Raw genomic sequence first — 23,197 nt, forward strand, 5'->3', positions numbered from 1 at the left:
CATCACTCTCTCTCCGTCTCCCTCTGTCTGTCTCTCTCTCTCTCTGTCTTTCTTTCTCTCTCCCGCCGGCGCCCCCCCCCCCCTCCTCGCGGTCCCCCCCCCCTCCTGCCGTGTACCGGTACGGGCTACTGCCCCTTCGCGGCCTTCTTCTCCTCGGCGTCCTCGATGACGGCCTCGGCCACCTGCTGCATGGACATGCGACGGTCCATGGAGGTCTTCTGGATCCAGCGGAAGGCGGCGGGCTCGGAGAGACCGTACTGCGTCTGCAGGATCGACTTGGCGCGGTCGACCAGCTTGCGCGTCTCCAGACGCTGGGTGAGGTCGGCGACCTCCTGCTCCAGGGCGCGCAGCTCGGCGAAGCGGGAGACGGCCATCTCGATGGCCGGGACGACGTCGCTCTTGCTGAAGGGCTTCACCAGGTACGCCATGGCGCCGGCGTCGCGGGCGCGCTCGACCAGGTCCCGCTGGGAGAAGGCGGTCAGCATGAGGACCGGGGCGATGGACTCGCCGGCGATCTTCTCGGCGGCGGAGATGCCGTCGAGCTTGGGCATCTTCACGTCGAGGATGACCAGGTCCGGGCGGTGCTCACGGGCCAGCTCGATGGCGGCCTCGCCGTCGCCCGCCTCGCCGACGACCGTGTAGCCCTCCTCCTCCAGCATCTCCTTGAGGTCGAGGCGGATGAGGGCCTCGTCCTCGGCGATGACGACGCGGGTCGTCAGCGGCGGGACGTGCGACGCCTCGGCGGCGTCGTCGGCGGGCTGGGGCGACTCGGGGGCGGTCACGGGGGCTCCTCGTTGCGGGGCAAGTACTGCTCCCCTGAGCCTACCTAGCTCCTGTAAGGTGGTGCCCCGCAGGGGCCGTAGTGCCCTCGCTTTCTAAGGCCCCAGTACTCCAATTGGTCAGAGAGGCCGCTCTCAAACAGCGGACAGTGTGGGTTCGAATCCCACCTGGGGCACTTTTCCTTTGATTCCAAGGCGACTATCCGATGGCTGGCCGTCACCCACACGCGTGAAGCCTGATCATCTGCGCCATGCGGTCCGCACGAGCCAGTCACGATCGACCGCATGCACTTCCATGGAACAGAGGTACGCCAGCGGGCGCTGACGCTCCTGCGCGGCGGCACAAAGAACGCTGACGTCGCCCGCAAGCTCAATGTCCCTCTCGGCACGATCAGCTACTGGAAACACACGGACCGCGCCAAACGCGGCGAGTGCCCGGGCAAGCCTGACCCCAAGTGTCCCCGCTGCGACGGCCGGGAATTGGATGCGGCAGCGTACGCCTATCTCCTGGGCCTCTATCTCGGCGACGGGCACATCAGCCACTACTCGGCCCACCGGGCGCCGAGCCTCATGATTACACTCGATGACGCCTGGCCAGGGGTACAGGACGAGGCCGAGAGGGCCATGCGCCGGGTGTTTCCGGACAACTCCACATGTCGCGTGCGCAGGAAGGGCTGCCACAACGTCAAGGTGTACTCGCTGCATCTGGCCTGCTTCTTCCCCCAGCACGGCCCCGGGAGGAAGCATGAGCGGCGCATCGTGCTCGAAGCCTGGCAGCAGGAGATCGTCGACGCGTACCCCTGGGAGTTCATCCGCGGCCTCATCCACTCCGACGGCTGCCGGATCACCAACTGGACGACTCGCCTCGTCGGCGGCGAGCGCAAGCGGTACGAGTACCCCCGGTACTTCTTCACCAACAAGTCGGACGACATCCGGAAGCTGTTCGGCGACACCCTCACCAGGGTCGGTGTCGAGTGGAGGACCACCGCCCGAGGCGCCGACCCCTACAACATCTCCGTCGCCCGCAAGGCGTCCGTCGCGCTCATGGACGCCCACGTGGGGCCCAAGCACTGAGCTGCGTCAGTTCGCGGGTGTCGGGGGCCAGTTGAGGATCGCCTTCGGGCGCGGCGGTGCGTAGGTGCGTACCTTGGAGGTGGACAGGCCGAGGCGTACCAGGGATTCGGCGATCGTCACGGCGGCGCTGACGCCGTCGACGACCGGGACGCCGGTGCGTTCCCGTACTCGTTCGGCGAGGCCGGCCATGCCGCCGCAGCCGAGGCAGATGACTTCGGCGCGGTCGTCCTCGACGGCGTGGACGGCTTGTTCGACGATCGCCTCGACGGTGGTGTGTTCGTCTTCCTCCAGGGCGAGGACGGGGAGGCCGCTGGCGCGGACGGAGGCGCAGCGGGCGCTGAGGCCGGCGGTGTGGAGTCGTTCTTCGATGAGGGGGACGGTGCGGTCGAGGGTGGTGACGACGGAGTAGCTGCGGCCGAGGTACATCGCGGTGGTGGCGGCGGCTTCGGTGATGTCGACGACGGGGACGTCGAGGAGTTCCTGGAGGCCCTCGCGGCCGTGTTCGCCGTAGCCGGCCTGGATGACGGCGTCGAAGGGTTCGGGGTAGGCGCGGACGGTTTCCATGACGGCGATGGCGGCGAGGTAGCTCTCGTAGTTGCCTTCGACGGATTCGGCGCCGAAGGCTGGGGTGAGGGGGATGATCTCGGTGCCGGGGGAGGCGGCCGCCGATGCCTGTTTGCCGATGGCTTCGGTGATCGAGGTCGTGGTGTTGACGTTGGCTACGAGGATGCGCATCGGGTGACTTTCGGTGGGAGGGGGGTTCATTCGGCGGTTACGGCGATGGCTTCGCCGTCCACGTCGCGGATCGGGGCGGTGCGGTCGGCGATGACGGCGTAGACGGCGGCGCCGAGGAGCGCGCCGACGAACCAGGAGAAGCCGGCGATGGCGTGGAAGTACGGGGCGAGGGCGACGGTGACGGCGATGGCGGCGCTGGGTGCGAAGGCGGCGACGGCGCGGGGGTTGAAGCCGCGGCTGTAGTGGTATTCGCCGGCGGGGTCCTCGCTGTAGAGGTCGGGGACGTTGACCTTGGATTTCCGCAGCAGCCAGTAGTCGGCCATGATCACGCCGAAGAGCGGGCCGAGGAGGGCGCCGAGTCCGCCGAGGAAGTAGTTGACGACGACCGGGCTGTCGTACAGGTTCCAGGGCAGGATCACCAGGCCGGCGACGGCGCTGACCACGCCCGCCCTGCGGAAGTTCAGCCGGCGCGGGAAGAGGTCGATCAGGGCGTAGATCGGTGCCACGAAGTTGGCGAGCAGGTTGACCGCGACCGTGAGGGCGATCAGCGCGAGTGAGGCGATCGCGAGGAGTGCCATGTTGGGGATGGTGCGGACGATGTCGGTGGGGCTGGTGATGACGCGGCCGTCGAGCGTGAACTGGGCGCCGCTGAGGACGACGACGATGACGGCGAAGAACAGCATGTTCACGGGGATGCCGATGACGTTGCCGCGGACGATGGAGGCGCGGCTGCGGGCGGAGCGGGTGAAGTCGCAGAAGTTCAGGACGAAGGTGCCGTAGATGACCACCCAGAGGGCGGCGGCCTGGAGGATCTGGAGCCACATCTCGCCGCCGGCCAGTGGGGCGTCGATGGAGAGGGAGATGGAGCCGTCGGCCCGGACGAACATCCAGATGGCGAGGGCGCACATGGTGATCAGGGTGGTGGGTGCGGCGAAGGCCATGTAGCGGCGGATCATCTGCATGCCGTAGCTGACGATGGCGAGTTGGAGGGCCCAGAGGGTGAGGAAGGTGGTCCAGCCGAGGGCGGACTGGCCGAGGAAGGAGCCTTCGTCCAGGGAGCGGAGGCCGGGGAACATCGCGATGAGCAGGGCGCCGAGGACGGTGGAGGCCAGGTAGGTCTGGATGCCGAACCAGGCGATGGCGACGATGCCGCGGACGGCGGCGGGGATCTTCGCGCCGCGGATGCCGAAGGCGATGCGGCTCATGACCGGGAAGGGGACGCCGGTCTTGTGGCCCATGAAGCCGGAGAGGGTGAGCAGCAGGAAGAGGAGGACCGAGGCGAGGACGAAGGCCGCGAGGATGCCCCAGATGTTGAGGCCGAGGGCGAAGAGGCCGATGGCGAAGGCGTAGTTGCCGAGGCTGTGGACGTCGTTGGCCCAGAGGGTGAAGACGTTGTAGGCGCCCCAGCGGCGGCCTTCTCTCTTGGTGGGGGCGAGGTCGTAGGTGTAGAGGACGGAGCTGGTGGTTCCGTCGGGGGGCGTCGCGGTCTCGGGCGGCTGGGTGGAGTCCAGGGCGGTCATCAGGGGCCCTCACGTGTGCTCTGGGGTCGCCGTGGGGACTGTGGGGGGCGTCGCGGGGGGTGCGGCGCGTGGCAGGGGGGTCCCCGGCGGCCGGTGGAGGTTGGGGGGCGGACATTCGGATGTTTCCACTAAGCGGAAGCCGATTTCCGTGGACCAGAACGTAGTTTTCGCCGAGAGGGCCCGTCAAGGGTTCCTGGGCCGTAACTTGCGAATGGCATGCCAATCTCTCCGGGAATGCCGAAGCCCCGCCACCAGGAGTGGTGGCGGGGCTCTTTTCGGTATACCGTCGCGCGCGGCTAGGAGAGCGGGTCTCCGATGTGGTGCACGCGGACGAGGTTGGTGGAGCCGGAGACGCCGGGCGGTGAGCCGGCCGTGATCACCACGACGTCGCCCTTCGTGCAGCGTCCGATCCGCAGCAGTTCCTCGTCGACCTGGGCGACCATCGCGTCCGTGGAGTCGACGTGGGGGCCGAGGAAGGTCTCGACGCCCCAGGTCAGGTTGAGCTGCGAGCGGGTCGCCGGGTCCGGGGTGAAGGCCAGCAGCGGGATCGGCGAGCGGTAGCGGGAGAGCCGCCGCACGGTGTCGCCGGACTGGGTGAAGGCGACCAGGAACTTCGCGCCGAGGAAGTCGCCCATCTCGGCGGCGGCCCGGGCCACCGCGCCGCCCTGGGTGCGCGGCTTGTTCCGCTCGGTCAGCGGCGGGAGGCCCTTGGCGAGGACGTCCTCCTCGGCGGCCTCGACGATCCGGCTCATGGTGCGGACCGTCTCGATCGGGTGGCGGCCGACGCTGGTCTCGCCGGAGAGCATGACGGCGTCGGTACCGTCGATGACGGCGTTGGCCACGTCGGACGCCTCGGCGCGGGTGGGGCGGGAGTTGTCGATCATCGAGTCGAGCATCTGGGTGGCGACGATGACCGGCTTGGCGTTGCGCTTGGCGAGCTTGACCGCGCGCTTCTGGACGATCGGGACCTGCTCCAGCGGCATCTCGACGCCGAGGTCGCCGCGGGCGACCATGATGCCGTCGAAGGCGGCGACGATCTCCTCGATGTTCTCGACGGCCTGCGGCTTCTCGATCTTGGCGATGACCGGGAGGCGGCGGCCCTCCTCGTCCATGATCCGGTGGACGTCCTCGATGTCCCGGGCGGAGCGGACGAAGGAGAGGGCGATGACGTCGGCGCCGGTGCGCAGTGCCCAGCGGAGGTCTTCGACGTCCTTCGTGGAGAGCGCGGGCACGGAGACGGCGACGCCGGGCAGGTTGAGCCCCTTGTGGTCGGAGACCATGCCGCCCTCGACGACCCGGGTGTGCACGCGGGGGCCGTCGACGGAGGTGACCTCCAGGGTGACGCGGCCGTCGTCGACGAGGATCCGCTCACCGGTGGTGACGTCGGCGGCGAGGCCGGAGTAGGTGGTGCCGCAGGTGTGGCGGTCGCCCTCCATCGGTTCCACGGTGATGGTGAACGCGTCGCCGCGTTCAAGGAGTACCGGGCCTTCGCGGAAGCGGCCGAGCCGGATCTTCGGGCCTTGAAGGTCGGCGAGGACGCCGACGCTGCGGCCGGTCTCGTCGGCCGCCTTGCGGACCCGCCGGTATCGCTCCTCGTGCTCGGCGTAGGTGCCGTGGCTGAGGTTGAGGCGGGCCACGTCCATTCCGGCTTCGATCAACGCCTTGATCTGGTCGTATGTTTCGGTGGCGGGCCCAAGGGTACAAACGATTTTCGCTCGGCGCATGAGGCGAGCCTAGGGCCTTACCCATCAGTAGCCGGTGGGTCGGGCATGACTACTCAACAACCTTTCCGTGAAACGTTGTTGACAAGACTTGAATCTGTGCGCCGGCGTGCTCCGATGAGCGATTTCCGCGCCCCCGGGCCGGTCGTCTCAGAGTGCGGGCGGCAGCATCGTGAAGCGTGCGATGACCTCGGCGGTCACCGTCCGGCGTTGCGGTTCGAGGGCGAGGGAGGGGGCTCCTCCGTCGCCCTCCTCCGCGAAGGAGGCGAGCATCGGCGCGAAGCCGCCGGCCCTCGGCAGCCCCGCGTCCGGGAGTCCGGCGTCCGACAGTTCGAGGAGTGAGCCCAGGGAGGTGCCCAGGGCCTCCGCGTAGGCGCGTGCCCGCCGCACCGCTTCCGTGACCGCGAGCCGGCGCGCCTGCGCGTACGCCTCCGAGTCCTGGCGCAGCTCCCACCAGGGGCCGCTCACCTCGACCTGTTCCCGGTCGGCGAGTTCGGGCACCAGTTCGCCGAGGGCGGTGAAGTCGGTGAGCTCGACGGTGATCCGCACGTGTCCCTGGTGGATCCTGGCCTGTTCGCCCCTGCCCCGGCGGGGCCGCTCGGGGGCGATGGAGAGGCCGCTGGTCTCCAGCTTCGCGACGGCCGCCCCGCGTGCCCTGATCAGGTCGAGGACCTCGGCGTTGCGGCGGGTGAGGTCGGCGAGCACGGGGGCCCGTTCGGCGCCCCGTGCGGAGACGGCGACGGCGATCCGGGCCAGCTCCGGCTCGACCTCGATCAGGCCCTCGCCGCGGACCGTCACCTGCGGGGCCTGAGGGGTGGGGTGGGTGTGCGTCACGGCGGGCTCCTCGGGGCCGGGGATCAGTGACATACGAACACTTTCCCACTCCGTAACCCGAAAGGGGTGTTGCGCACGAGGCGTCTGAGCCAGAATCTACGCGCGTTGTGCAGCTGAGACAGCGCCACGAACACCGAGGAGTACACACATGCCGCTGAACCGCCGGACCTTCCTGGAGAGCTCCGCAGCCATCGGAGCCGGGGCCGCCCTCACCGCCGGGGCCGTCGCCCCCGCCGCGGCGGCCCAGGAGCGCCGCCCCAGGCCGGCCAAGCGGTACTCCTTCACCGTCATGGGCACCACCGACCTGCACGGGAACGTCCTCAACTGGGACTACTTCACGGACAAGGAGTTCGACGACAAGGCCCACAACGACGTCGGCCTCGCCAAGATCTCCACCCTGGTGAACCAGGTCCGCGCCGCCAAGGGCCGCCGCAACACCCTCCTCATCGACGCCGGCGACACCATCCAGGGCACCCAGCTCTCGTACTACTACGCCAAGATCGACCCCATCACGAAGGCCGGCGGCCCGGTCCACCCGATGGCGCAGGCCATGAACGCCATCGGCTACGACGCCGCCGCGCTCGGCAACCACGAGTTCAACTACGGCATCCCGGTGCTGCGGAAGTTCGAGGAGCAGTGCGACTTCCCGCTGCTCGGCGCCAACGCGCTCGACGCGAAGACGCTGCTCCCGGCCTTCCCCCCGTACAGCATCCACCGGCTGCGCACCCCGCACGGCAAGGACGTCCGGGTCGCGGTGCTCGGTCTGACCAACCCCGGCATCGCCATCTGGGACAAGGCCAACGTCAACGGCAAGATGGTCTTCCCCGGCCTGGAGGAGCAGGCCGCGAAGTGGGTGCCGAAGCTGCGCTCGATGGGCGCCGACGTCGTGATCGTCTCCGCCCACTCCGGCTCCAGCGGCACCTCCTCGTACGGTGACCAGCTCCCCCACATCGAGAACGCGGCCGGGCTCGTCGCCGAGCAGGTCCCCGGCATCGACGCGATCCTCGTCGGCCACGCCCACACCGAGATCCCCGAGTACCGGATCGCCAACAAGGAGACCGGCAAGGAGGTCGTCCTCTCCGAGCCGCTGAAGTGGGGCCAGCGCCTCACCCTCTTCGACTTCGACCTGGTGTGGGAGAAGGGCCGCTGGACGGTGGAGAAGGTCGCCGCCCAGGTCCTCAACTCCAACACCGTCGAGGAGGACCCGGAGATCACCGGGCTCCTCGCCGACGAGCACAAGAAGGTCGTGGAGTACGTCAACACGGTGATCGGCACCTCCACCGCCGCCATGACCACGGCCGACGCGCCGTGGAAGGACGAGCCGATCATCGACCTGATCAACGTCGTCCAGGCCGAGACCGTGAAGGCCGCGCTGGCCGGCGGCGCCCACGCCGCCCTGCCGGTGCTCTCGCAGGCGTCCTGCTTCTCCCGGACCGCCCGCATCCCGGCCGGACAGATCACCATCAAGGACGCCGCCGGCCTCTACCCCTTCGAGAACACCCTGGAGGCCCGACTGATGACGGGCGCCCAGCTGAAGGACTACCTGGAGTACTCGGCGAAGTACTACGTCCAGACCCCGGCGGGCGCCCCCGTCGACACCGCGAAGCTCACCAACGCGGACAACACCCCGGACTACAACTACGACGCCGTGTACGGGCTGACCTACGAGATCGACATCGCCAGGCCGGCCGGACAGCGGATCACCGGACTGTCCTTCGAGGGCAAGCCGCTCGACCCGGCCGCGAGGTTCGTCCTCGCCGTCAACAACTACCGCGCCAGCGGCGGCGGCGCGTTCCCGCACGTCGCCAAGGCCGAGCAGCTGTGGGCGAACTCGGACGAGATCCGCAACACGATCATCCAGTGGGTGCAGGCCAAGGGCACGGTCGACCCGGCGCAGTTCGCGTCGGTGGGCTGGAAGCTGACCCGGGACGGCGTCCCGGTCTTCTAGACCTCAGTGCTCCACGAGAGGCGTCAGCTTCCGGTCCTGGGACGGGATGCTCGGCGCCTCTCGCGCGTCCAGGCCGAAGCTGGTGAAGGCGGTCCTGCGCGGCAGCGGGTACGGCTCCTTCCCGGTGAGCGCGTTGAGGATGACCGCGCTGCGCCAGGCGGCGAGCCCCAGGTCGGGGGCGCCCACGCCGTGGGTGTGCCGCTCGGCGTTCTGCACGTACACCGAGCCGGTCACCGACGGGTCGAGGACCAGCCGGTACCGCTCGTCGATCTTCGCCCGGCCCGCCGAGTCGTGCCGCAGATACGGGTCGAGGCCGGCGAGCATCCGGTCCACCGGGCGCTCCCGGTAGCCGGTGGCGAGGACGACGGCGTCGGTGGTGAGCCGGGAGCGGCTGCCCTGCTGGACGTGTTCCAGGTGCAGCTCGACCTGGGTGGTGGCGACCCGGCCCGCCGTGCGGACCCGGACGCCGGGGGTGAGGACGGCGTCCGGCCAGCCGCCGTGCAGGGTGCGGCGGTACAGCTCGTCGTGGATGGCGGCGATGGTGTCCGCGTCGATGCCCTTGTGCAACTGCCACTGGCGGGGCATCAGTTCGCCTCGGACGGGCTCGGGCAGGGCGTGGAAGTAGCGGGTGTAGTCGGGCGTGAAGTGCTCCAGGCCCAGCTTCGAGTACTCCATGGGCGCGAAGGCCTCGGTGCGGGAGAGCCAGCTGATCCGCTCGGCGCCGGCCGGGCGGGCCCGCAGCAGGTCGAGGAAGACCTCGGCGCCGGACTGGCCGGAGCCGATGACGGTGACGTGTCCGGCGCGCAGCAGCGTCTCGCGGTGGGTGAGGTAGTCGGCGGAGTGGAGGACCGGGACGCCGGGGGCGTCGGCGAGCGGGCGCAGCGGCTCGGGGACGTACGGCTCGGTGCCGACGCCCAGGACCACGTTCCGGGTGTAGGCGCGGCCCAGTGCGGCGGCCTCGCCGTCCTGGTCGAGCTGGGTGAAGTCGACCTCGAACAGCTTGCGTTCGGGGTTCCAGCGGACCGAGTCGACCTGGTGGCCGAAGTGCAGGCCGGGGAGCCGCTCGCTGACCCAGCGGCAGTAGGCGTCGTACTCGGCGCGCTGGATGTGGAACTTCTCGGCGAAGTAGAAGGGGAAGAGCCGCTCGCGGCTGCGCAGGTAGCTGAGGAAGGACCAGGGGCTGGCCGGGTCGGCGAGGGTCACCAGGTCGGCCAGGAAGGGTACTTGGAGGGTGGCGCCGTCGATGAGGAGGCCCGGGTGCCAGTGGAAGGCGGGGCGCTGTTCGAAGAAGGTGGCGGCGAGCCCGCCGGGGACGCCGTCGGCGAGGGCGGCGAGGGAGAGGTTGAACGGTCCGATGCCGACGCCGACCAGATCGTGCGGGCGGTCGAGGTCGTGCTGGGGGGTGCTGCCGGTCATCGGTCGGTGTCGCCTTCCGCGAGTTCCACGAGGGAGATGAGCTGGGCCAGGTCGTCGGGGGTGGTGTGGGGGTTGAGCAGGGTGGCCTTGAGCCACAGTCGGCCGTCCGCCTCGGCGCGGCCGAGGACGGCCCGGCCGTCGGCGAGGAGGGTGCGTCGGATCCGGGCCACCCGGGCGTCGTCGGCGCCGGCGGGGCGGAGCAGGACGGTGGTGAGGACGGGCCGGTCGCGCAGCTCCAGGCCGGGGGCCTTCTCCACCAGGTCGGCCAGGTCCTGGGCGCGTTCCATGCAGAGGTCCACCAGGGCGCCGAGCCCGGAGCGGCCGAGGGCGCGCAGGGTGACGGCGGCCTTGAGGACGTCGGGGCGGCGGGTGGTGCGCAGGGAGCGGCCGAGGAGGTCGGGGAGGCCGGCTTCGGTGTCGTCGCCGGCGTTGAGGTAGGCGGCGGTGTGGCCGAGGGCGGTGAGGTCGGCGGGGTCGCGGACGGCGAGGAGTCCGGCGGCGACCGGCTGCCAGCCGAGCTTGTGCAGGTCGAGGGTGACGGTACGGGCCCGGTCCAGGCCGGCCAGGAGGTGCCGGTGGGTGCGGCTGAGGAGGAGCGGGCCGCCGTAGGCCGCGTCGGCGTGGAGTTCGGCGCCGTGCTCGGCGCAGAGGTCGGCGAGCGCGGGCAGCGGGTCGATCTGGCCCTCCTCGGTGGTGCCGGCCGTGGCGGCGAGGAGGACGGGTCCGTCGAGGCCGTCGAGGGTCCGGGCGACCGTCGCGGGGTCGAGGACGCCCCGGGGGGTGGGGACGGTGACGGGTGCCGGGAGGCCGAGGAGCCAGGCGGCGCGGTGGAAGGAGTGGTGGGCGTTGGCGCCGACGACGGTGGTGAGGGCGGGGCCGTGGCGTTCGCGGGCGAGGAGCAGGGCGAGCTGGTTGGACTCGGTGCCGCCGGTGGTGACGAGCGCGTCGGGGCGGGTCGCCCGCGGGAAGACCTCGGCGGCGAGGGCCGCGGTGACCTCGGCCTCCAGGGCGGAGGCGGAGGGTGCCTGGTCCCAGGAGTCCATGGACGGGTTGAGGGCGGTGACGGCCAGGTCGGCGGCGGCGGCGAGGGCGAGCGGCGGGGTGTGCAGGTGGGCGGCGCAGAGCGGGTGGGCGGGGTCGGCGGCGCCCGCGGCGACCAGGTGGACCAGGGTCCGCAGGGCCTCGTCCGGTCCGGTGCCGGTCTCGGGGAGGACGTCGCCGAGGGTGGCGCGGACGCGTGCGGTGACCGCGGCGGGTCCGCCGGCCGGCAGTGGCCCGCCCCGTTCGTCCGCGCCGGTGCGCAGGGCGTCCAGGGCGATGCCGAGGAGGCGGCTGAGCGGGGTGGGCTGGGCGGCGAGGGGTGGCGGGGGTGCGGCACGCATGGACGACAGCGTGCCGGGGGCCGCCGGGCCGTGTCCGGGGACCGCGATCACGTGACCCGAACGAGGGACGCGGGCTTGCGGTCCGCCCGTTCTGACCGGTCCGCCCGCGGCCTTCAGGCGGGACCGGCCGGACGTGGAGGTGCGGCTGCACCAGATGCAGGCCGCGGAGATGGGCCGGCGGCTGCGGGCGCGGGAGATCGACCTCTGTGTCGCCTCGCAGCCCGTCCCCGGGCAGGACCTGGACGCGGTGCTGCTGATCGACGAGCCGGTGGCGCTGGTCACGGCGCCCGGTCACCGGCTGGCGGGCCGCGCCTCGGTGTCCGTCGCGGAGCTCGCCGAGGAGTCCTTCGTCACCACCCGTACCGGGCACTGGCAGCGCGCGCTGCTCGACCGGCTCTTCGCCTCCGCCGGGCTCGGGGCGCCGCGGATCGCCTACGAGGGCGACGAGCCCAGCACCACCGGTGTGCTGGCCGCCGCCGGGATCGGGGTGGGCCTCATCCCGGCGATGGCCCGGCGGAGCAGCACGCAGGCGCCGGTCGCCTGGATCGAGGTGGAGGACCCCGCCTGCCGCCGGGTCCTCACCCTGCTCCGGCCGGCCGACGTCCCGCCGACGGGCGCGGCGCGCCTGATGCACGCCGCGCTCACCGGCTGGGACTGGGCGTCGGGGCCGCTCTAGCTCAGGCCCCGCGGACGCGCAGGGCGCGGGCCAGGTCGTCGAGCTGGTCGACCAGCTTGCGGTGGAGGGCCGGGATCATGGTGCCGTCGGCGAGGCGGCGCTCGCCGAGGGCGAGGGAGTCGGCGTCGACCGCGTACGCGGGGAAGGCGTAGCGGCCGGCGGCCTCGGCCATGGCGGGGCCGCGGCGGTCGCCGAGGGCGATGGCGGCGTCGTAGAAGCGCTCCACGTACTCCTGGACCAGTTCGGCCTGTTCGGGCTGCCAGAAGCCGACGGCGGTGGCGGTGAACAGGTAGTTCGACAGGTCGTCGGAGTCGAACATGGCGGCCCAGGCGGCGGCCTTGGCCGCCGGGTCCGGGAGGCCGGCGCGGCAGCGGGCCGCGCCCTCCTGGCCGGTGGCGCTGGGGTCGCGCTCCAGCTCGGCGGCGATGGCGGCCTCGTCGGTGGCGCCGAGGACGGCGAGCCGGGCGAGGATGCGCCAGCGCAGTTCAGGGTCGAGTTCGGGGCCGCCGTGGACGGTGCCCTCGTCGAGCCAGGAGGCGATCTGGTCGGGGGTGGTGGCGCTGTCGACGAGGGTGCGGACGGCGGTGAGGCGCAGGTCGGGCTCCTCGCCGTCCTCGGTGCGGCGCAGCAGGCAGCGGGCGATCTCGCGGAGGGTGGCGAGGGCGGCGGGGCGGTCCTCGGCGGAGACGTACCGGTCGGCGATCTGCTGCCGGGCGAAGGCGAGGACGCCCTGGACGATGGCGAGTTCGCTCTCCTCGGGGAGGTGGGCGCGGGCGGTCTCCAGGTAGGCGGCGGGCTCCAGTTCGCCGTCGCGGACCATGTCGCGGAGGCTGTTCCAGACGACGGCGCGGGCGAGCGGGTCGGGGATGCGGGAGAGGCCGCGGAGGGCGGACTCCTCGGAGACGTCGTCGAAGCGGAGCTTGGCGTAGCTGAGGTCGCCGTCGTTGAGGACGACGAGGGCGGGGCGGGGGCCGGTGAGGCGGGCGGGCTCCTGCTGGGGGACGTCGAGGAGGAGGCGTTCGCGCAGGGCGAGTTCGCCGTCGGGGCGGCGGTCGTAGAGGCCGGCCTCGATGCGGTGGGGGCGGCTGCCGGCGTGGTCGACGGCGAGGTCCCAGCGGTTGCCCTCGCCGGTGAGGCGGGGGGTGAGGGTGTCGACGCCGGTGGTGCGCAGCCACTGCTCGGCCCAGGCGTGGACGTCGCGGTCGGTGGCGGCGGCGAGGTTGTCGATGAAGTCGGCGAGGGTGGCGTTGCCGAACTTGTGCCGCTTGAAGTGGATGTTGAGGCCGGCGAGGAAGTCGGTCTCGCCGAGCCAGGCGACGAGCTGGCGGAGGGCGGAGGCACCCTTGGCGTAGGAGATGCCGTCGAAGTTGAGGAGGGCGGAGGCGGTGTCGGGGACGGCCTCGGGGTCGGGGGCGACGGGGTGGGTGGAGGGCCGCTGGTCGGCGTCGTATCCCCAGGCCTTGCGGGCGACGCCGAAGTCGATCCAGGTGTCGGCGAAGAGGTCGGAGCAGGCTTCGTTGACGGTCTGGTAGCCCATGTACTCGGCGAAGGACTCGTTCAGCCAGATGTCGTCCCACCAGCGGAGGGTGACGAGGTCGCCGAACCACATGTGGGCCATCTCGTGGGCGATGACCATGGCGCGGGTCATCCGCTCGGTGGCGGTGACGGCGGAGCGGAAGACGAACTCGTCGCGGAAGGTGACGAGGCCGGGGTTCTCCATGGCGCCGGCGTTGAACTCGGGGACGAAGGCCTGGTCGTAGGAGTCGAAGGGGTAGGGCTCGTCGAACTTCTCGTGGAAGCGGTCGTAGCACGCCTTGGTGACGGCGATGATCTCGTCGGCGTCGGCGTCGAGGTACGGCGCGAGGGAGCGGCGGCAGTGGATGCCGAAGGGCAGTCCGGCGTGCTCGGTGCGGACCGAGTGCCAGGGTCCGGCGGCGACGCAGACGAAGTAGGTGGAGAGCGGCGGGGTGGTGGCCGCGGTCCAGCGGCCGTCCTCCCGCTGCTCGGTGATGCCGTTGGAGAGGACGGTCCAGCCCTCGGGGGCGGTGACGGAGATGTCGAAGACGGCCTTGAGGTCGGGCTGGTCGAAGGCGGCGAAGACGCGCTGGACGTCCTCCATGAAGAGCTGAGTGTAGACGTAGGACTCGCCGTCGGTGGGGTCGAGGAAGCGGTGCATGCCCTCGCCGGTGTGCGAGTAGCGCATGGTGGCGGCGACGGTCAGCTCGTGCTCGCCCTCGGTGAGGGTGAGCGGGATCCGGTTCTCGGTGAGGGCGGCGGGGTCGAGGGGCTTGCCGTCGAGGGTGACGGAGTGCAGTGCGTCCGGCTTGACTTCGACGAAGGTGTCCCCGGCGGCGCGGGCGGTGAAGCGGATGCGGCTGGTGGACCCGAAGGTCTCGTCGCCGCCGGTGAGGTCGAGGTCCACCGCGTAGTGGTGGACGTCGAGCAGCTGGGCACGGGTCTGCGCTTCGTCGCGCGTCAGTACGGACATGGGCCCTATGCTGCCCGATCGTCCGGTCGGCGGGCAGGGGGGTGGTGGATCCTGGTTCCGGAGGGGGTCAGGCGAGGCCGGTGCCGTCGAGGTGGGCGAAGGCGGCGGTGATCCGGGGCCGGTCGTAGCCGGCGGGTGAGGCGGCGCCGCTGGAGACGAGGGCGGCGAGCAGCAGCCGGGCCTTGGCGGGGTCGAGGGGTCCGGCCGGGATCAGGCCGTGGTGGAGGAGGTCGTGCTCGGAGCCGGGGCCGCGGTAGGTGTCGCTGAGGCCGGTGCCCGATCCGGTGCGGGAGGCGAGGACGACCGGGATGCGGCGGGCGAGCTCGGCGAGGGGTTCGACGAGCCAGGCGGGGGCGTGGCCGGCGCCGAAGGCGGCGACGACGAGGCCCTGGAAGCGGTCGTCGACGGCGGAGAGCAGTTCGCCGCGGTCGCCGAGGGTGAGGGTGACGAGGGCGATCCGGACCGCGGGGTCGTAGGAGAGCCGGCAGGGCGCGGTGGGCACGGTGGGGCGGAGCAGGATCCGCGGGGTGCCCTCGACGACGGTGCCGAGGGGGCCGGAGCCGGGCGAGGCGAAGGTGGCGACGGAGGTGGTGTGGGTCTTGCGGGCGTGCCGGGCGGCGTGGATCTCGTCGGCGAGGACGACGAGGACGCCGAGACCGCGGCAGGCGGGGTCGGCGGCGACGGCGAGCGCGGCGGCGAGGTTGGCGGGTCCGTCGGCGCCGGGCAGGTCGGGGCGGCGCATGGCGCCGGTGACGGCGATGGGGGCCTGCTCGGTGGGGCAGAGCAGGTCGAGGAGGAAGGCGGTCTCCTCCAGGGTGTCGGTGCCCTGGACGACGACGACGCCGGAGCCGGCGGCGACGGCCTCGTTCACCTCGGCGGCGAGGGCGGTGAGGTCCTCGGGGGTGAGCGTGGAGGAGGGGAGCCGGCGGAAGTCGCGGAGGTCGACGTCGTCGGGGGCGCCGAGGGCGGCGAGGACCTCGGGGCCGGTCATCCGGCCCAGTTCGCCGCCGCGGGCGGAGATGGTGCCGCCGAGGGTGAAGACCGTGACCCGGGCCATCAGCGTGCTCCGTCCGCGATCGTCTCGTGGTGGCGGATGACCTCGGCGATGATGAAGTTGAGGAGCTTCTCCGCGAACGCCGGGTCCAGTTTGGCGCTCTCGGCGAGCTCCCGCAGCCGGGCGATCTGGCGGGCCTCGCGGGCCGGGTCGGCGGGCGGCAGCTGGTGCTCGGCCTTGAGGACGCCGACCTGCTGGGTGCACTTGAAGCGCTCGGCGAGCATGTGGACGACGGCGGCGTCGATGTTGTCGATCGACTCGCGCAGCCGGGTCAGCTCGGCGCGGACGGACGGGTCGATGTCGCTGGAGTCGTTCCTGGTGTCGCTCATGGTCAGCGAGCTTAGACGGAGTCCCCGACGATGGTGGGCGGGTGTTCGGGATCCGGGACCCGGTCGCTCCAGCCGCCGTGGACGGCGCGGCCCTGCTGCTCGCGGAAGCGGACGGGGGCGAGACCGACCCTTCGGGTGAAGAGGCGGGAGAAGTAGGCGGGGTCGTCGTAGCCGACGCGCCGGGCGACGGCGGCGACGGGCAGCTCGGTGGCGGCGAGGAGTTCCTTGGCGCGGCCGAGCCGGACGGTGAGCAGGTAGTCCTTGGGGCTGCATCCGGCGGCGCGGCGGACGGCGGTGCGCAGCTCGGCGGCGGTCATGCCGTGCCGGGCGGCGTGTTCGGCGACGGAGTACGGCTGGAAGGCGTCGCGGGCGAGGCCGGTGAGGACGGGGTCGCCGTCGGCGTCGGTGTCGGCGCGGCCGCGGCGCAGGGCGACGAGGAGTTCGTGGACGGCGGCGGCGGTCTCGACCTCCAGGAGCGGGTTGCCGGGGCGGGCGGCGCGGGCGATGCGGCCGATGGCGGCGCGGGCGGGGGCGGCGTCGGCGAGCGGGACGACGGGCCGGTCGGGTTCGATGTAGCCGAGTTCGGTGTAGGTGGTGGCGGCGGGTCCGGTGAAGTCGACGAAGGACTCGTCCCAGCCGGTGGTGGGGTCGGCGCCGTAGTGGTGGGGGACGCCGGGGGTGAGCCAGAGGAGGGCGGGGGCGGCGACGGGGGTGGTGCGGCCGTCGGCGGTGCGGTACCAGCCGCCGCCGGCGGAGACGACGACGGCGACGTGGTGGTCGAGGGTGCGGGGGCCGACGACGGGGAGCCGGCCGTGCTGGAGTCCGACGCCGAGGCAGACCAGGCCGAGGCGGTGGTGGACGGGTCCGGGCGTGAAGTAGCGCATCCAGGTGTGGTACATCCGCCGGCCTGCCCTTCCGCGCGTCCCTCCGGCGGCGGACTTCCGACGTCCGGCACCGGACGTCTAACGTCCAAACTGCGACGATCTTTGTCCATGGACCGGCCCGCCGCCAGGGGGTGAGGGTGAGGCCATGAGCACGTTCGCTGTGGGTGACGAGGACTTTCTGCTCGACGGGCGGCCGGTGCGGCTGCTGTCGGGGGCGCTGCACTACTTCCGGGTGCACGAGGGGCACTGGGCGCACCGGCTGGGGATGCTGCGGGCGATGGGCCTGGACTGCGTGGAGACGTACGTGCCGTGGAACCTGCACGAGCCGGGGCCGGGCCGGTACGCGGATCCGGAGGCGCTGGGGCGGTTCCTGGACGCGGTGGCGGCGGCCGGGATGCGGGCGGTCGTGCGGCCGGGGCCGTACATCTGCGCCGAGTGGGAGAACGGCGGGCTGCCGCACTGGCTGACCGGGCCGCTGGGGCGGCGGGTGCGGACCCGGGACCCTGAGTTCCTGGCGCCGGTGGAGCGGTGGTTCCGGCGGCTGCTGCCGCAGGTGGTGGCGCGGCAGGTGGACCGGGGCGGGCCGGTGGTGATGGTCCAGGTGGAGAACGAGTACGGGAGTTACGGGAGTGACGCCCGCTATCTGGAGTGGCTGGCGGGGCTGCTGCGGGAGTGCGGGGTGACGGTGCCGCTGTTCACCTCGGACGGGCCCGAGGACCACATGCTGACGGGCGGTTCGGTGCCGGGGGTGCTGGCGACGGCGAACTTCGGTTCGGGCGCGGCGGAGGGTTTCGCGGTGCTGCGGCGGCACCAGGCGTCGGGGCCGCTGATGTGCATGGAGTTCTGGTGCGGCTGGTTCGACCACTGGGGCACGGAGCACACGGCGCGGGGCGCGGAGGACGCGGCGGGGGCGCTGCGGGAGATCCTGGCGTGCGGGGCCTCGGTGAACGTCTACATGGCGCACGGGGGCTCGAACTTCGGCGGCTGGGCGGGCGCGAACCGCTCCGGCGACCTGCACGACGGGCGGCTGCTGCCGACGGTGACCTCGTACGACTACGACGCGCCGGTGGACGAGTGGGGGCGGCCGACGGAGAAGTTCCACCGCTTCCGGGAGGTGCTCGCGCCGTACGCGGCGGGGCCGCTGCCGGAGGTGCCGGAGCCGCCGGCCCGGCTGGCGGCGCTGGCGCGGGCGGACCTGGCGGAGTGGGCGTCGCTCGGCGCGGTCCTGGCGGCGCTGGGCGGCGCGGAGGTCGAGGCGGGGGTGCCGCCGGCCTTCGAGGAGCTGGACGTGGACCGGGGTCTGGTGCGGTACCGCTTCTCCGTGCCGGGTCCCCGGCAGCCGTATCCGCTCGGGGTGACGGGGCTGCGGGACCGGGCGCAGGTGTGGGTGGACGGCGTGTTCGCCGGGGTACTCACGGAGGAGGACGCGGTGCTGCCGGAGCCGGTGGCGGGCCCGGCCGTGGTGGACCTGTGGGTGGAGTCGCTGGGCCGGGTGAACTACGGGCCGCGGCTCGCCGAGCCGAAGGGGATCACCGGCGGGCTGCTGCACGAGCGGCAGTACGTGCACGGGGTGCGGGCCCGGGGGCTGCGCCTGGACGCGTTCACGGCGGAGGCGGTGGGCGGCCGGGTGCCGTTCCGGAAGGCGGCGGAGCGGTCCGACGGGCGGGGGCTGTACCGGGCGTCGGTGGAGGTCGCGGGCGCGGGCGACGCGGAGCTGCGGCTGCCGGGCGCGGGCCGGGGCTTCGTCTGGGTGAACGGCTTCTGCCTGGGCCGGTACTGGCCGGCGGCGGGCCCGCAGGAGGGCCTGTTCGTGCCGGGGCCGGTGCTGCGGGAGGGGGCGAACGAGGTGTGGGTGCTGGAGGTGGAGGGCGAGGGCCCGGAGGGGGTGGAGCTGGGCTGAGCGGGGACGGGGAGGGGCCCCGGGGCGCTGTGCCGCCCCCCGGGCCCCGGCCAGGGGGGGGGTTAAGCGGGGGCCCGGCGGGCAATATACCGGGGGGGGCGGGGCGGGGGGGGGGTGGGGGGGGGCGCGGGGGGCGGGGCGGGGGCCGGGGGGGGTCGGCCCCCCCCGGGCCCCCCGGTCCTGGGGTGGGTTACAGCGTGGCCGCGGCGGACTTGATCGCGGCGGCGAAGGTCGAGACCTCCGTGTAGACGCCGGGGTAGCCCGCCCGCGCGCAGCCCTCGCCCCAGCTCACGATGCCGACCTGGATCCAGGCGCCGGCGTTGTCCTTGCGGAACATCGGGCCGCCGGAGTCGCCCTGGCAGGTGTCGACCCCGCCCTGGTCGTAGCCGGCGCAGATCTCCTCGGACGGGACGAGGTCGCTGCCGTAGGCGGCCTGGCAGGAGGCGTCCGAGACGAAGGGCACGTTCGCCTTGAGCAGGTACCGCTGCTGGGAGCCGCCCTCGCGGGCCGCGCCCCAGCCGGCCACGGTGAAGGTGCCGCTGTTGTACGCGGTGGTCTCGGCGATCTTCAGGGTGGGCAGCGAGGTGATGGGGCTGGCGAGCTTGATGAGCGCCCAGTCCTTGCCCTTGCCGGTGTAGCCGGGGGCCTGGAGGACCTTGGTGGAGCGGACCTTGATGGCGCTGCTCGACTGGAGGTCCACGACGCCGGCGGTGGCGGTGATGGAGGTGTTGGCGCCGGAGCCGCTGACGCAGTGGGCCGCGGTCAGGACGATCTGGGGGGTGATCAGGGAGCCGCCGCAGCCCATGGAGAGCCGGACCATCCAGGGGAACTCGCCCTGGGCGGCGCGGGTGCCGCCGACGACGGGGGCGGGGGCGGCGGTGGCGGTGGAGACGGGCTGGAGGCTGAGCGCGGCGAGCGCGACGGCGCCGGCGGCGGCGAGTTTCTGCAGGGTGCGGACGAGTCGGTTCTTCTGCACGGTCTGCCTTCTCTCGTGGGGGGTTCTCGCATGGGGGGTCGCGGCCCTGGCGGTGGGGTGCGCACGGATCGCGGACGGTGTCGACCCCGGCCGGAGTGACATGCGCCCGTCAAGGCATGTCCGGATTATGGACAGCCCTCAACTGCCGCCACAAGAAAGCCTTTTCGGCCAGACGTCATGGCCGGACCGTACAGTGGAGAGGGAGGGGGAGCGCCCATGACGGACCGACACAGGGCCGACCGGGTCGGCCGGGACACCCACGGGGTGGAGCACGGCTTCCCCCATCGGGAGGCCGTACGGGCCTCGCTCACCGCGCTCTACCGCCGCCTCGGCCCCACTGGCGTCGGCCGGTACCCGGCCAGCGTGACCGCCGCCGACGTGGCCCTCTCCCCCGGCGAGGACCCGCTGCTCGGCGCCGTCCGGGTGGCCCGCGTCCTGGTGCGCCACCTGCGCCTTCCCGAGGCGCCCACGGTGGTGACCTTCCGGACGATGGAGCACGCCGCGACCGTCGAGCCCGCGGCCGGACCCGCGTACGCGGTCGAGCTCAACGCGCGCTTCCGGGCCCGCCCCCGGGACATCGGCGCCGCCCTCGCGCACGAGCTCACCCATGTCCTGCTGCACCGGCTGGACCTGGGCTTCCCCGACACCGGGCGGAACGAGATCCTCACCGACGTCACCGCCGCCTACCTCGGCGCCGGATGGCTGCTTCTCGACGCCTTCCGGCAGGACGGCGCCGAGAGCCAGAAGCTCGGCTACCTCACGCCGGAGGAGTTCGGCTGGGTCCTCGCGCAGCGGGCCGCGCTCTTCCGCGAGGACCCGTCCCCCTGGTTCACCAGCGCGGTCGCGTACGAGGCGTGGCGGCGGGGCCGGGCCGAGGCGGAACGGGAGCGCCGCCTCCCCCCGCTGGCCGACGCGCCCTGGACCGCCCGCCGCCGCTACGCCCTGGACCGGCGCCTCGGCCGGGCCGCGCCCGGCGCCCCGTACGCCTTCGCCGGCGGCGCCCCGGCGACGACCGTGGCCTTCCCCTGCCCGGTCTGCCACCAGCGCCTCCGCGTCCCCGCCGACCGCCCCCTGCGCGCCCGCTGCCGACTGTGCGGGACGGTCCTCGACTGCGCCGGCTGACCGCGCCACCGGCGGAAATGCCGCGACTCCCCCGTCGCCGACGGCGACGATACGGACATGACGCGAAGCTTCGAAGACCTGGTGGCGGAGGCCGAGGCGGCCCCGATGGAGGGCTGGGACTTCTCCTGGCTCGACGGACGGGCCACCGAGGAGCGCCCCTCGTGGGGCTATCAGCGGCTGCTGGGCGAGCGGTTGGCCCGGGCCTCGGCCGCGCTCGACATCCAGACCGGCGGCGGCGAGGTGCTCGCCGGGGCCGGGAAGCTGCCGCCGTCGACGGCCGCCACCGAGTCCTGGCCGCCCAACGTGGCGAAGGCGACCCGGCTGCTGCACCCGCTCGGCGCGGTCGTCGTCCACGACGAGGACGAGCCGCCGCTGCCGTTCGGCGACGCGGCCTTCGACCTGGTCGTCAGCCGCCACCCGGTGACGGTGTGGTGGGAGGAGATCGCGCGGGTGCTGCGCCCCGGCGGCACCTACCTCTCCCAGCAGGTGGGCCCGGCCAGCGTCTTCGAGCTGGTCGAGTACTTCCTCGGGCCGCAGCCGGCCGGGACCCGCCGCGCCCGGCACCCCGAGGACGCGCGGCGGGCCGCCGAGGCGGCCGGCCTGGAGGTGGTGGACCTGCGGTCGGAGTCGCTGCGGACCGAGTTCCTGGACATCGGCGCGGTGGTCTGGTTCCTCCGGAAGGTGATCTGGATGGTGCCGGGCTTCACCGTGGAGGCGTACCGCGAGCGGCTCCGCGAACTGCACGCACGGATCACCGAGGAGGGCCCCTTCGTCGCCCATACCACCCGCTTCCTCATCGAGGCCCGCAAGCCCTGACCGGCGCCGGAGGAAAGGTGCGCCGGGAGCGGACGGCGGGTCAGGATGGAGTCATGAGCACGCTGTTCGACGCCATCGCCGGCGGGGACGAGGACGCGGTCGTCCGGGCCCTGCGCGCGGGGGCCGATCCCGAGGCCACCGACGACGGGGAGACCGCCCTCTATCGCGCGGCGGTGGCCGACGAGCCCGGGATCGTGCGGCTGCTGCTCGCCGCCGGCGCCGACCCGGGCCGGCCGAGCGGTCCGGACGGCGGCGACCTGCCGCTCTGCGGCGCGGCCTGCGGCGGGCACGCGGGGACCGTGCGGGCGCTGCTCGCGGCGGGGGCCCAGCCCGACCAGGAGGAGGAGTTCGGCTTCACCGCGCTCGCCTGGGCGGTGCGGCTCGGGCACGCGGAGGTCGTCCGGGTGCTGCTCGCGGCCGGGGCGGACGCCGATCGGATCGGCCCCGACGGGCTCGCCCCGCTGACCGCCGCCGCCCGCCGCGGCTCGACCGCCTGCGTACGGGCGCTGCTCGACCACGGCGCGCGGGACGCCGAGGCCGCGCTGCGGGAGGCGCTGCGGTGGATCGGCGTCGACATGGCGGCCGAGCTGCGGCGCGGGCTCGTCGCGGGGAACGGCGGCGGGGAGACGTACGAGGCCGTGGTGCGGCGGGTACGGGAGGACGGCGGCGTCACCGTCGTCGTCGAGCTGCTGCGGGAGGACGGGCGGCCCGGTCGCGGGGACGAGCGGCAGACCGGGCACGCGGCCGTCGCGACCCTCCTGGAGGCGGCGCTCGGACTGCGCACCCCGGCCGAGGAGCTGGCGGCGCGGGCGCTGCGCCGCGGGGACCCGGAGCTCGACGACTGGACGACGGCGGTGGACGAACTCGCCGGGCGCGCCGACGAGGAGACCTTCGTGGTGGCGGCCGGCTGGTGCGCCGACCGCGATCCGCTGCGGCGGGCGCTCGGCGCGCGGATCCTCGGCGCGCTCCCCGGGTTCGCGGCGAGCGCGGTGCCGGTGCTGCGGCGGCTGGCGGCCGAGGCGGCGGGCCCGGCGCGGGAGCCTCTCCTGTCGGCGGTGACGGCGCTCGGGGCGTGCGCGGAACCGGCCGCGGTGCCGGAGCTGCTGGGCGCCGCGGCCCATCCGGACCCGGAGGTGCGGCGGGCGGCGGCGGGGGCGCTGGCGGGGCTCGTACCGGCCGGCGACATGGACGCCCTGGGGGTGCTGCTCGCGCTGAGCCGGGACGGGGACGCGCGGGTGCGGGACTGGGCGGTGCTGGCCCTCGCCGAACTGCCGGACGACACGCCGCTGGTGCGGGAGGCGCTGGCGGAGCGGCTCGCCGACCCCGATCCGGAGACGGCGGCGGAGGCGGCCCGCGGGCTCGCGATCCGCCGGGACCCGCGGGCGGTGGACGCGCTGGCGGCGGTCCTGGCGGACGGCGCCCCGGACGGCGCGCCCCGCGAGACGGCGCTGGCCGCCCTGGAGTTCGTGCGCGACGCCCGGGTCAGGACCCGGCTGGAATGGATCCCCCCGCGCCGCCGCTAGACGGCCGCGGGGGAAGGTCC

19 protein-coding genes and 1 tRNA gene are annotated in these 23,197 nt (G+C 73.2%); 8 read left to right on the top strand and 12 right to left on the bottom strand.

Annotated features, from left to right (window positions below):
- Positions 1-125: 125 nt before the first annotated feature.
- On the bottom strand, positions 126-782 hold the full coding sequence (locus ACFW1I_RS22735; protein WP_384672818.1) for an ANTAR domain-containing response regulator: 657 nt from the start codon (positions 780-782) through the stop codon (positions 126-128).
- A gap of 98 nt (positions 783-880) precedes the next feature.
- Between ACFW1I_RS22735 and ACFW1I_RS22740 the strand changes: the two genes are divergently transcribed.
- Positions 881-955, top strand: a tRNA-Leu gene (locus ACFW1I_RS22740).
- Positions 956-1,064: 109 nt separating this feature from the next.
- Positions 1,065-1,853, top strand: a complete 789-nt coding sequence (locus ACFW1I_RS22745) for a helix-turn-helix domain-containing protein (RefSeq protein WP_384672820.1) — start codon at positions 1,065-1,067, stop codon at positions 1,851-1,853.
- 6 nt (positions 1,854-1,859) lie between these two features.
- Here ACFW1I_RS22745 and ACFW1I_RS22750 read toward each other — a convergent pair whose 3' ends face one another.
- The 4 genes from ACFW1I_RS22750 to ACFW1I_RS22765 form a co-directional block, all read right to left on the bottom strand.
- Positions 1,860-2,588, bottom strand: a complete 729-nt coding sequence (locus tag ACFW1I_RS22750) for an aspartate/glutamate racemase family protein (protein ID WP_384672823.1) — start codon at positions 2,586-2,588, stop codon at positions 1,860-1,862.
- 26 nt (positions 2,589-2,614) lie between these two features.
- Positions 2,615-4,108, bottom strand: a complete 1,494-nt coding sequence (locus tag ACFW1I_RS22755) for an NCS1 family nucleobase:cation symporter-1 (RefSeq protein WP_384672825.1) — start codon at positions 4,106-4,108, stop codon at positions 2,615-2,617.
- 296 nt (positions 4,109-4,404) lie between these two features.
- Entirely contained in the window at positions 4,405-5,832 is a 1,428-nt protein-coding gene (pyk, locus tag ACFW1I_RS22760) for a pyruvate kinase (protein ID WP_384672827.1), read from the bottom strand.
- Positions 5,833-5,979: 147 nt separating this feature from the next.
- A complete protein-coding gene (locus tag ACFW1I_RS22765) occupies positions 5,980-6,696 on the bottom strand; it encodes an SIMPL domain-containing protein (RefSeq protein WP_384672829.1) in 717 nt (238 codons plus the stop codon).
- Positions 6,697-6,811: 115 nt separating this feature from the next.
- Between ACFW1I_RS22765 and ACFW1I_RS22770 the strand changes: the two genes are divergently transcribed.
- Positions 6,812-8,611 carry a bifunctional metallophosphatase/5'-nucleotidase gene (locus ACFW1I_RS22770; protein ID WP_384672831.1) on the top strand — a complete coding sequence of 600 codons (1,800 nt, stop codon included), beginning with the start codon at positions 6,812-6,814 and terminating at the stop codon, positions 8,609-8,611.
- Positions 8,612-8,614: 3 nt separating this feature from the next.
- Here the strand turns inward: ACFW1I_RS22770 and ACFW1I_RS22775 are convergent, their stop codons facing one another.
- Both ACFW1I_RS22775 and ACFW1I_RS22780 read right to left on the bottom strand, forming a co-directional pair.
- Positions 8,615-10,027 carry a lysine N(6)-hydroxylase/L-ornithine N(5)-oxygenase family protein gene (locus ACFW1I_RS22775; protein WP_384672833.1) on the bottom strand — a complete coding sequence of 471 codons (1,413 nt, stop codon included), beginning with the start codon at positions 10,025-10,027 and terminating at the stop codon, positions 8,615-8,617.
- Entirely contained in the window at positions 10,024-11,409 is a 1,386-nt protein-coding gene (locus tag ACFW1I_RS22780) for a pyridoxal phosphate-dependent decarboxylase family protein (RefSeq protein ID WP_384672835.1), read from the bottom strand. The genes ACFW1I_RS22775 and ACFW1I_RS22780 overlap by 4 nt, the downstream gene beginning before the upstream one ends.
- 133 nt (positions 11,410-11,542) lie before the next feature.
- Here ACFW1I_RS22780 and ACFW1I_RS22785 point away from each other — a divergent pair, with 133 nt between their 5' ends.
- Positions 11,543-12,085, top strand: coding sequence for a LysR substrate-binding domain-containing protein (locus ACFW1I_RS22785; protein ID WP_384672838.1), 543 nt, complete (start codon positions 11,543-11,545; stop codon positions 12,083-12,085).
- Position 12,086: 1 nt separating this feature from the next.
- Here the strand turns inward: ACFW1I_RS22785 and pepN are convergent, their stop codons facing one another.
- From pepN to ACFW1I_RS22805, 4 genes are all read right to left on the bottom strand, one after another.
- Positions 12,087-14,573 (bottom strand): aminopeptidase N, encoded by a 2,487-nt coding sequence (pepN, locus tag ACFW1I_RS22790; protein WP_384672841.1) that lies wholly within the window; start codon positions 14,571-14,573, stop codon positions 12,087-12,089.
- A 67-nt stretch (positions 14,574-14,640) separates the two neighbouring features.
- The gene (locus tag ACFW1I_RS22795) at positions 14,641-15,630 is read right to left on the bottom strand and encodes an asparaginase domain-containing protein (protein WP_384672843.1); all 990 of its coding nucleotides are present in this window, start codon (positions 15,628-15,630) and stop codon (positions 14,641-14,643) included.
- Positions 15,630-15,956 (bottom strand): chorismate mutase, encoded by a 327-nt coding sequence (locus tag ACFW1I_RS22800; protein WP_031002643.1) that lies wholly within the window; start codon positions 15,954-15,956, stop codon positions 15,630-15,632. The genes ACFW1I_RS22795 and ACFW1I_RS22800 overlap by 1 nt, the downstream gene beginning before the upstream one ends.
- A gap of 11 nt (positions 15,957-15,967) precedes the next feature.
- Entirely contained in the window at positions 15,968-16,855 is an 888-nt protein-coding gene (locus tag ACFW1I_RS22805) for a helix-turn-helix domain-containing protein (protein WP_384672845.1), read from the bottom strand.
- A 130-nt stretch (positions 16,856-16,985) separates the two neighbouring features.
- Between ACFW1I_RS22805 and ACFW1I_RS22810 the strand changes: the two genes are divergently transcribed.
- Positions 16,986-18,740 carry a beta-galactosidase family protein gene (locus ACFW1I_RS22810; RefSeq protein WP_384672848.1) on the top strand — a complete coding sequence of 585 codons (1,755 nt, stop codon included), beginning with the start codon at positions 16,986-16,988 and terminating at the stop codon, positions 18,738-18,740.
- Positions 18,741-18,930: 190 nt separating this feature from the next.
- Here ACFW1I_RS22810 and ACFW1I_RS22815 read toward each other — a convergent pair whose 3' ends face one another.
- Complete coding sequence (locus ACFW1I_RS22815) at positions 18,931-19,716, bottom strand: S1 family peptidase (protein WP_384672850.1); 786 nt, start codon at positions 19,714-19,716, stop codon at positions 18,931-18,933.
- A 216-nt stretch (positions 19,717-19,932) separates the two neighbouring features.
- Here ACFW1I_RS22815 and ACFW1I_RS22820 point away from each other — a divergent pair, with 216 nt between their 5' ends.
- The 3 genes from ACFW1I_RS22820 to ACFW1I_RS22830 are packed head-to-tail and all read left to right on the top strand — an operon-like array spanning position 19,933 to position 23,177.
- Positions 19,933-20,838: a hypothetical protein gene (locus tag ACFW1I_RS22820; protein WP_384672853.1), complete on the top strand. Its 906-nt coding sequence runs from the start codon at positions 19,933-19,935 to the stop codon at positions 20,836-20,838.
- A 57-nt stretch (positions 20,839-20,895) separates the two neighbouring features.
- A complete protein-coding gene (locus tag ACFW1I_RS22825; RefSeq protein WP_384672855.1) occupies positions 20,896-21,654 on the top strand; it encodes a class I SAM-dependent methyltransferase in 759 nt (252 codons plus the stop codon).
- Between the two features lie 53 nt (positions 21,655-21,707).
- Positions 21,708-23,177, top strand: coding sequence for an ankyrin repeat domain-containing protein (locus tag ACFW1I_RS22830; RefSeq protein ID WP_384672857.1), 1,470 nt, complete (start codon positions 21,708-21,710; stop codon positions 23,175-23,177).
- Positions 23,178-23,197 lie beyond the last annotated feature (20 nt).

It is taken from the genome of Streptomyces sp. NPDC058955 (assembly GCF_042741435.1).
Taxonomy (GTDB): Bacteria; Actinomycetota; Actinomycetes; order Streptomycetales; family Streptomycetaceae; genus Streptomyces.